Source organism: Paenibacillus sp. J22FR83 (genome assembly GCF_059691955.1).
Genome location: NZ_JCAUAM010000005.1, coordinates 370,490 through 379,550, shown reverse-complemented (window position 1 = coordinate 379,550; position 9,061 = coordinate 370,490). Strand labels below are relative to the sequence as shown.

Genomic DNA, 9,061 nt, shown 5'->3' with positions numbered 1-9,061 from the left:
GTTGAAACCTATGTATGAACAGGGGAGGGAGATTTAAGCCCAAACAATAGATCATAATCCCACTTCATTTTTTTCAGATAGTTAAAATATTCGTCTTCCAGCGGATGCCCCTGAGTCCAAGGTTTCCTTGGGCCGGAGAAGTGAATGATCGCAGGCGTGATGTCCAACCGTAAGAGTAACAGATGACCCGTTGTATAGTTCCATTTGGGATCGAGCGAAAGCCGACCATCATACAATATCGCATTCAATGCGTCTTGATCCATATGTCGTATTTTGTCAGGATTATTGTTCAAGAAATCCCAAACGCGCTGCGCAACGTTTTCTTTTCTCCACTTCTCAAGATTGATAAGCAAGACGCCTGCATTAAAATACCCATACTGTTCCGGGATGGACAATATGCTCATCCGATTGTCTCCGAACGCCCATTCTACGGCCCCCAAATAATAATCGCTGATGTCGATATTCCACAGACCATAGATATCTTCCTTGATAATCGTATCCGGATCCATATAAATCACTTTCTCTACATCCTGACTTAACATTTCGGGGATGTGAATACGGAAATAAGCTTCCAAACTAATATGCGGTTGTTCGACTAATCCCTTATACATGGACCGGTCAACAAGGACATAGTGAATCTGCAAAGGATAGTCCTCTGTGGCATCATTTAAAGTATTCGTCACTCTTTCGGAGAGTCCGCTGTTCAAGATATATAGATTTACCTTGTAATCCAATTTCTTATGTTCGAATAACGAACGCAGCATGACAGCTAAATGCCTGCAATATTCATCACTAATGGCTGTTACGATATGGATAGTATTCATCTTGATCTCTCCCCGAATAAATTTAGGAAATAGGTTCTTTTGTGAGTTGATTGGACAACACGTCTAGTAAGAGTTCAAGTAGTTTTTTTTCATTTTCCATGATTGAAGTAAGATTTTTGATGATTCGATCCAGGTTCAGGGTATTTTTCGTGAATTCATATTTAAGGTTATAGGCTACATTAATTTTGCAAATCTTATGTAATTCTTTATAGCCATCAATACTGGCATCCAAATTCGAAAGGCCGTGATGATCTCTTAGATAGGTTAACCGATGCACCATGAGCGATTTATGCTCCATTAGCATATGAAAGGGGCGGTAATGGGACCAGGTATTCTGAGCCTTAACCAGTTCCACATGTTCAATTAATTTGTCGGTGATGGAGATGCCGTATATTTCATTGCAGCTAAACGTGTTAATTCTTGAATCGGAGTTCAGCGAAAATAAATAGTCGTTGATTTGATCACGAATGGCGGATAAGTTTAGCAAGAATTTTGGGGCTTTTTTGTTGTATAAAAATAGTTCGACTTTGCCGCCCATTTGAATGTTTACATCATAGCGGGCATTCATTTCATAGTAGGCCATGTTTAGTTCCTCAAATGTACAAGTGGAGGTAGCAAATTGACCTTCCCCGAAGCCATTATCGGCAACGAGGAACGTTTCTGTGTTTTTGTCATAGCCATAAATAAAAACGGCATGGCTTTGATTAAAATCTGAGTTAGATAGATGTGTATGATTGAGGCAGGTTTGCACATATTGATCGTCATCGATCGCCTTGATGACAAAATCACTGAATTTATTTTCAGTGAAATACGTATCAATCAGTTTTTTGCCGATGGATTCAATAATCACGTAGGGACATACTTTTTTTAATACAGGGGTGTAATGTTTGATTGGAAAGGAGGTCCCATTATAATTTCTCGTTATGAATTGCAACTGGATAAAGTTCGTATACACCCAGGTGTGAGTAGCTTCGTAATTTAACAATATCGATAACAGATTCGCTTCGTCAGGACAAGTACTGAGGAGAGGATCAGTTCTTGGCAATACTTTTCTGTTGGTATCCATATGGTTCACCTCGTTGTTAAGGTTTACTAGTATCATAGCATGCGATTATGGCATTCGGCAGTGATGAAAATTACAATGTTAGAGTAATAAATAGTAAGATTGTTCATTTGTTTTCAACATTGACTATAAAATTTAATATTGCTACGATCACAACATAAGAAAGATCAAGGATGATTTCCAGAAAAAAAGGGGTGAGAAATTGGTTGTGTGTAAACGCTTTCCCTGAAATGGACGATGCTTCTAAACAGTATAAAAAGAGGTGAAATGACAATGCCGGAAAATGCGATACACTCGAATTTTCTGAAAGGTGATACGGTTGTTGGAAGAGTCAATAACTGCGTTGAAAGAGCTATTTATTTAGTAGCAAAACAACATTATACAGGCGATCATGCCCATTTAACCAAATTGTTTGTAGGCGATTTGACATACAAGCTCACAACGGATCACCAGGGTGAACAGATTCGTATGTATAGTGACGAATTAAATTTTGCTGATGTGATTGCAATTAATCATGTGTTTATAAATAAAGGGGATTCGGTTAAAGCACTTTCGGAAATCGAAAATCACTTAAGTAATGGCAAGTATGTACTCTTAAGAACAATCACGTCGAGGCTTCCTTTTTTTAAAAGATACAATAAACAATATCAGGTTAAGGAGAGTGACTATATTAGGCCAGGGCATGTCATTCTTTTGCTTTGGCATGATGAAGATTATATCTATTACGTGGACAGTCCTAATGATTTACATGCTGAAAATTTCAAACCGTTTCCGGACAATCATGAAGTTGGCATGATCAAGAAACAAGATATGATGGATGCGCTGCATCTTTTGACGAGTCTTTTTACAATTGATGTGAATAAGGAGAACTTACATGACTTCATCACTCATTCACATTCTGATTATGTAACTCGTATGATCCAAGATAGTGTGCGGAAATACCGATCCTCCGACGTCGAGAAAACTAACACAGGCTATACCTATACAAACAAAGAAGCTTGCCTATTCTTAAGCGCATTAACACAGGAGCGACCGATTCTGTTAAACGATGAATTTAAACGGATTGAACAAAATAAAATTCTGATCGGTTTAAATTTAGTGCAACAGAGAAGGCAGATCCTAAGCGAATATTTAATCAGGGATTTCCCATTTGAATCTAAAAACAATGTACTGGCAGATCTTGAGACAAGCATTGAGGCCATTGAAAGTACGAAGATGTTCATTATGCATAATATGCTCAAAGGTCATTGGGCGTTTGATTCGATATACACAGAATTATTGGAAAATATGATACGCGCCGAAGATAACCTGTATGATGCTTTAGCGGGTAATTTCAGTTGAATATTTCGATAATTGGGGTGTTTCATGAGCATATATGACAAGATGACCACATTAATTTGGTATTTATTTTCGCCTAGATTCTATGGTCAATTCTGGAAGTGTTATAAGAAGATATTTGATCCCACAATCGTGTCGTACAGTATGTTTGAGCGCATAGCAGCAATTAAATGGTGCGAACAACAAGCGATAGATAGTAAGAGTGCCTTCAATATCATCACTAATCATGCCGACTATATTAACTTTTTCGATGAGTTTAAGGATATGGTCGAATCCGGGGTGAATAAAGAAGGGTTCACAAGAGATTTTGGCGGAGCTGGAGATCTGGAATTTATTTATAATCTGTCCAATTACTTAAGAGCAACGCGTGTAATTGAAACGGGTGTGGCATTTGGTTGGTCGTCATTGGCCATTTTACTTTCATTGAAAGATCGAGCAGATTCGAAATTAATAAGTGTTGATTTACCTTATAAAGGCAAGGAAGATATCGTTGGCATGGTGGTACCCTCTCATTTAAGAGATAAGTGGGAACTCATTCCAATGCCTGATCGAGAAGGAGTCCCATTGGCATTGCAATTATCTCACGAGTTTGATTTGTGCCATTACGATAGCGATAAAACGTACGCTGGAAGAATATCTACCTATCATCTTTTATGGAAATCTTTACGGAAAAATGGTGTTTTCGTATCTGATGATATTGGGGATAATTTGGCTTTCCGTGATTATTGTAAATCGATTAACAAAACACCAATCATATTTAAGTTTATCAAGAATCAATTGTGTGGGACGAAATATGTAGGCCTGCTCGTTAAGGAATAGGGTTGAGTAGATGTGAAAACAGGAGGTTATTTATGGATGCTGTTAATAAAATCGCGGATGTGATTGTGATTAAAGTGAAACAGCTATTAGAGTTTCAAGAGGACATCGACTTAGATGAAGATTTAATTGCACTGGGCTTAAATTCTATGGATTTAATGGCTTTGAGTGTTGATCTGGAGGATATTTTCAATATTGATTTTAAACCAGAAGAACTACTATTCAAAAACTTTTCTTCGATCAGAAAACTATCCGGCTTAATCGAGAAAAAAATGAATGGGTAGACTGGGTTCGTCGTTCAGCCGTAATGAAAAAATAGAAGGAGGAACTGATTCATGGAGGATGGACGCAAATCCGCAGCCATAACTGGACAGGCGTTGGCCACAGAGACCGGCATATGGGGTGCGCTTCAAATCTATATCGTACAACTGGCTTCCATCGTATTTTTTGTTGGGCTATCACCCATCTATTACCTTAACCGCTATGATCTCTTACGTCTTAAGAAAAAGATGAAGAATCCCTTTTATACGAGTAAATTTGTTCGATTTATGTATAGGCATCCGATTATCTATGAAATCGAGCTATTGCTTCAGAATTTTCCGAAACCTTCACGTGTATTTAATGTGCTGCCCGAAATGTCAGGCGAGGTGCTGCAAGTAGGTTGCGGACCTGGATTGCTGAATAAGTATTACCGCAACAATACGAACATTCACTTTACGAATTTGGATGTGAATCTGCCATCTCTGAAGCTGGGTAAGCGCATGGGACGATTCGACAGTTATGTCCATGCAGATATTTGTAAAGCTCCGTTTCCAGATGAAAGTTTCGATGTTGTGTTGTTTGCCCGTTGTTTTCATCATATTCGCCGTACGCGCAAAGCGTTGGAAGAATCCTTGCGTGTGCTGAAGCCTGGAGGTATCGTCATCGTTGCCGATCCAGTGTCGATACAGAAAACGAGTGCAGACGAGAAAATGACAGGAGCCTATATGATTAATTCTTCGATCGACGGCGTTGTCTGGAAATTCACGATAGAAAGTTTGAAGGAACATATCCTCCAAAATATGCCAGACGGTTTGGTACTGGAATCCGTGATCGAAAAGCGGCTAATCCATATGACGAATTATAATTTCAAATACCCAAATACGGATGTTGTGATGATATTGCGTAAACGGGAGGGCCATGATGAATCGTAATGTGACGATACTGTGTTCAGGTTTCGGACTTGGCTTTTATATACCAGGCATACTTGTAGCTAGAGGACTTGAGAAACTCGGCATATCAAGTGATATATATGTGTTTGAATCGGTACTGGATCCAGAGAAGCAGCGTCGAATTGATGACAGTAAAGCAGCTTATCACCATCATTTTGCTGCGGCCCAGCTGGCAACCAGGCTTCCTAAGGATATACGTGACAGTATTGATGCAAGGGCTGCACAGCGATTGATCGAACAATGGGATCTTGAGGAACGCGAGCATTTCATCGCATTATCCGGGAATTGGGTATATATTCTTGATTTGTATCGAGAGCATCGCATTAGTAATGGTCACAGAGCACCTGATGTTGATCTGCTGTATGTCGACTCGGACTACTCACCTTCTTGGAGAAGTATGAAAAAGTTTGTTTCGGACTTCAAATCCAGATACCGAGAGGTTTGGCTATACCGCGCTGAGATTGGAGAGATCGAGCGCTGTATTCCGATTGGAGAAGAGGAAACGGTACCGTATGACAACCGTAGACGGAGCTATGTTGTACATGGCGGTGGGTGGGGCATTGGCACTTACCGCAACGAGGCCGAGGAGCTTGAACGGCTAGGCATTGCATTGGATATTGTCGCTTATTTGGAGGAAGAAGCAGGACAAGAGATGAATGGCAACCGCTGGTTTATGAATGATCCGAAATGGAAGGCTTGGGAGACATCTCCTGGTAGTACGCCAGGCTTCCCGCCGTTTGCCGAACTTGTGCCAGATGAGACGCCTGTATATAAAGCTCCGCTAGAGCATCACGGATTGTATGGTATCATCCGTCAGGCCAGCGGGATTATCAGCAAGCCGGGAGCAGGAACCTTAATGGATTCGCTTGCCTCCGCAACGCCGCTTATCATGCTGGATCCATTCGGCAATCACGAAGCCCATAATGCAGCCTTATGGCAAAAGCTTGGCTTCGGTATCTCGATGGCCGACTGGAAAGCGTCGGGATATTCGCGAGAAGCGCTGCGTCCTCTGCATGAACGGCTGCTCGCTGCCAGAGCGAATGCGAAAGATTATATCGAGGAGTATGCCCATGCATTTGCGGCGTTTAACTCGTAACGAAAGGGGAAGTGAAGGATGAACGATCAACAGTTAGCCGGAAATGTCCTCCGCCTGGGCCCGCTGTCTGCTTTAGATGTGCTGCGCGAGGACCTGTGCCACATGTTTGACAAGTTTGGCTCGATCGCCCAATTTCATGATCGAACGGTCGTCCTTACCGGAGGAGCAGGTTTCCTCGGGTATTACTTAACGCAGTTTTTTCTAGGACTCAAGTCGCACGGTATCCGCCTGCGCAAGCTTGTGCTGCTGGATCGCTTCCTATTCGGAGAGCCCGAATGGATCAAGTCGGCACGCAGCGGACATGACGAACTAGAGGTTCATGTTTACGATGTTGCAAATGATGATCTAAGCTCATGCGGCTATGCCGTGTCCGCAGACTATGTGCTGCATATGGCCTCAATCGCTTCACCTACTTTCTACAGACAACATCCACTCGAGACCATTAAAGCGAATGTGTACGGTCTCGAGCGATTGTTGAACTTCTACAAGCAGTCGGATACGCTGCGAGGCTTGCTGTTCTTCTCCAGCAGTGAGGTATACGGCAGTCCTTCGGCAGATGCGATTCCTACCCCTGAGACCTATCTAGGCCAAGTACCAAGTATCGGTCCACGAGCATGCTACGACGAGTCGAAGCGACTTGGTGAAACATTGTGCTATGTGTATGCAACCTCATTCGGCATGCCTGTTCGAATTGTCCGTCCGTTCAATGTGTTCGGACCTGGCATGCGGCCGGAGGATCGCCGATTGCCGGCGGACTTTGCTCGCAATGTGCTGCAAGGGGAAGATATCGTCATTTATTCGGACGGTCGTCCTTCACGCACGTTCTGCTACATTGCCGACGCGATACCCGGCATTTTGAAGGTGTTGACGCACAGCACGTTCGACACCTTCAACATCGGAATGGACGCAGAGGAGCTGTCAGTTGCAGGGCTGGCCTCCATCTATGCCGAGGCAGGCAAAGAACTGACAGGGTATCGTGGCGTCATCCGTATGGAGCAAGCCGCCGATCGCGAGTATTTGACCGATAATCCGCAGCGACGATGCCCTGATTTGACCAAGGCACGCGAGGTACTCGGCTATGCCCCCGACATAAACGTACATGATGGGGTTCGTCGCTATCTGTCATTTCTCCAGGATGCGGCAGGTGTTCGTGTATGATCGCTGTCATTGGTTTGGGATTTGTCGGTCTGACAACGGCGCTAGGTTTGGCCACGCAGACAGGCAGACTGGTGTATGCCTACGATTCGAATGCCAATCTAAGGGCGAAGCTGAAAAGCGGCGAAGTGCCGTTTCATGAGCCAGGACTTAAGGATAAACTACATGAGTTGCTTGGAAGCGGTCTGATCATTTGCGATACGCTGGCCGAAGCGCTTGAACATACCTCAATCATCTTTTATTGCGTCGGTACACCGAGCCGCCCTGACGGGGCAGCGGATTTGGATGCGCTTACAGGTGCGATTCGTCAATCGCTTCCGCTGCTGAGGAAGGATAGCTACTGTACGTTGGTGATCAAGTCGACCGTGCCGCCAATGACGACAACAGATGTTCTTGCACCTCTGTTGAAGAACTCCGGTCATACGGTCGGCGAGTCCGTTGGACTTGCACATAATCCGGAATTTTTGCGAGAGGGGCGGGCATGGCAGGACTTTATTCATCCCGATCGGATTGTGATCGGAGCATGTGACGCATATAGTATGCGTCAGCTTGAGCAACTGTATGAACCGTTTGGTGCTCCTGTGCTTGCCGTGTCGCCTGGGACTGCAGAATTCACCAAAATGGCCTCCAACGCACTGCTGGCAACGATGATCAGCTTCTCCAACGAACTGGCTGCGCTTGCAGAAGGCAGCCCGGAAATAGATATCTCGCAGACATTTCGGCTGCTTCATGCGGATGGGCGATGGCAAGGAGGAGGGATGGCGAGCTATGTGTATCCTGGTTGTGGTTTCGGAGGATACTGCCTGCCTAAGGATACCTTGTCACTGTACCGATATTCCCAGAAGCTAGGACGTGAGTCCACACTTCTTGGAGGGGTGCTGGCGGTGAACGCCCGCACAAAGCGGGCATTTGCGGAGCGCGTTGTAGCTGCAGCAGGGCCTAAATCTAAGGTTGCCGTGCTTGGTCTGGCGTTCAAGCCGGGCAGTGACGATGTGCGCGAGACGCCAGCAGCCGATATTATCGCACACCTGCTAGAGCTTGGTGTTACCGATATTGTTGCCTACGACCCGCTAGCCATATCACGATTTCGCGAAGCTTACGATTTCCCAATCCGCTATGCGCACTCATTAGAGGAGGCGCTGGAAGGACGCGATCTGGCCGCTCTGGTGACGGCTTGGCCGGAGTTTACTGCTAGGCAGTTGTTGCTGGAACGTGTGCAGGTTATTGACGGTCGATATTGCCTGGGAAAGAGGGAATTAGTGTTACCAACCCAATTGAGGAGGAATTAGTCGAGATGGAACAGATAACAGGAGGGGCTACAATGGAAAAGAAAATTGCCGAAATTATTGCTGAGATGAAGGAAGATCCTTCATTGGCTGAAACACTGTCCGCCACTTCCAGCATTACAGAAGAGGCAGGATTGGACTCGCTGCAGCTAGTCAACTTTATTCTCCGCATCGAGGATGAGTTCGGAGTTGAATTCGACTTTGACGAGTTCGATCTAGAGCATCTTAGTTCAATCGAGGCCTTCTGTGCATTCATTAGAGAGCGAGCATAA

10 protein-coding genes are annotated in these 9,061 nt (G+C 44.3%); 8 read left to right on the top strand and 2 right to left on the bottom strand.

The features are described 5' to 3' along the window. Nucleotides 1-8 precede the first annotated feature (8 nt). Nucleotides 9-824 carry a glycosyltransferase family 8 protein gene (locus tag AC58PV_RS12240; RefSeq protein ID WP_497432506.1) on the bottom strand — a complete coding sequence of 272 codons (816 nt, stop codon included), beginning with the start codon at nucleotides 822-824 and terminating at the stop codon, nucleotides 9-11. Nucleotides 825-846: 22 nt separating this feature from the next. Then, nucleotides 847-1,890 (bottom strand): hypothetical protein, encoded by a 1,044-nt coding sequence (locus AC58PV_RS12235; RefSeq protein ID WP_497432505.1) that lies wholly within the window; start codon nucleotides 1,888-1,890, stop codon nucleotides 847-849. 270 nt (nucleotides 1,891-2,160) lie between these two features. Between AC58PV_RS12235 and AC58PV_RS12230 the strand changes: the two genes are divergently transcribed. Genes AC58PV_RS12230 through AC58PV_RS12195 form a run of 8 tightly spaced genes read left to right on the top strand, consistent with a single transcriptional unit; the run spans nucleotide 2,161 to nucleotide 9,061 of the window. Next, on the top strand, nucleotides 2,161-3,228 hold the full coding sequence (locus AC58PV_RS12230; protein WP_497432504.1) for a hypothetical protein: 1,068 nt from the start codon (nucleotides 2,161-2,163) through the stop codon (nucleotides 3,226-3,228). Between the two features lie 24 nt (nucleotides 3,229-3,252). Further along, the gene (locus AC58PV_RS12225) at nucleotides 3,253-4,044 is read left to right on the top strand and encodes a class I SAM-dependent methyltransferase (protein ID WP_497432503.1); all 792 of its coding nucleotides are present in this window, start codon (nucleotides 3,253-3,255) and stop codon (nucleotides 4,042-4,044) included. Nucleotides 4,045-4,076: 32 nt separating this feature from the next. Beyond that, nucleotides 4,077-4,325 carry a phosphopantetheine-binding protein gene (locus tag AC58PV_RS12220; RefSeq protein ID WP_068669873.1) on the top strand — a complete coding sequence of 83 codons (249 nt, stop codon included), beginning with the start codon at nucleotides 4,077-4,079 and terminating at the stop codon, nucleotides 4,323-4,325. A 51-nt stretch (nucleotides 4,326-4,376) separates the two neighbouring features. Next, nucleotides 4,377-5,234, top strand: coding sequence for a class I SAM-dependent methyltransferase (locus AC58PV_RS12215; protein ID WP_497432502.1), 858 nt, complete (start codon nucleotides 4,377-4,379; stop codon nucleotides 5,232-5,234). After that, on the top strand, nucleotides 5,221-6,348 hold the full coding sequence (locus tag AC58PV_RS12210) for a UDP-glucuronosyltransferase (protein ID WP_497432501.1): 1,128 nt from the start codon (nucleotides 5,221-5,223) through the stop codon (nucleotides 6,346-6,348). The genes AC58PV_RS12215 and AC58PV_RS12210 overlap by 14 nt, the downstream gene beginning before the upstream one ends. 18 nt (nucleotides 6,349-6,366) lie before the next feature. Next, nucleotides 6,367-7,506, top strand: coding sequence for an NAD-dependent epimerase/dehydratase family protein (locus AC58PV_RS12205; protein WP_497432500.1), 1,140 nt, complete (start codon nucleotides 6,367-6,369; stop codon nucleotides 7,504-7,506). Beyond that, on the top strand, nucleotides 7,503-8,792 hold the full coding sequence (locus AC58PV_RS12200; protein ID WP_497432499.1) for a UDP-glucose dehydrogenase family protein: 1,290 nt from the start codon (nucleotides 7,503-7,505) through the stop codon (nucleotides 8,790-8,792). The genes AC58PV_RS12205 and AC58PV_RS12200 overlap by 4 nt, the downstream gene beginning before the upstream one ends. Before the next feature lie 32 nt (nucleotides 8,793-8,824). Next, nucleotides 8,825-9,061, top strand: a complete 237-nt coding sequence (locus tag AC58PV_RS12195; protein ID WP_497432498.1) for an acyl carrier protein — start codon at nucleotides 8,825-8,827, stop codon at nucleotides 9,059-9,061.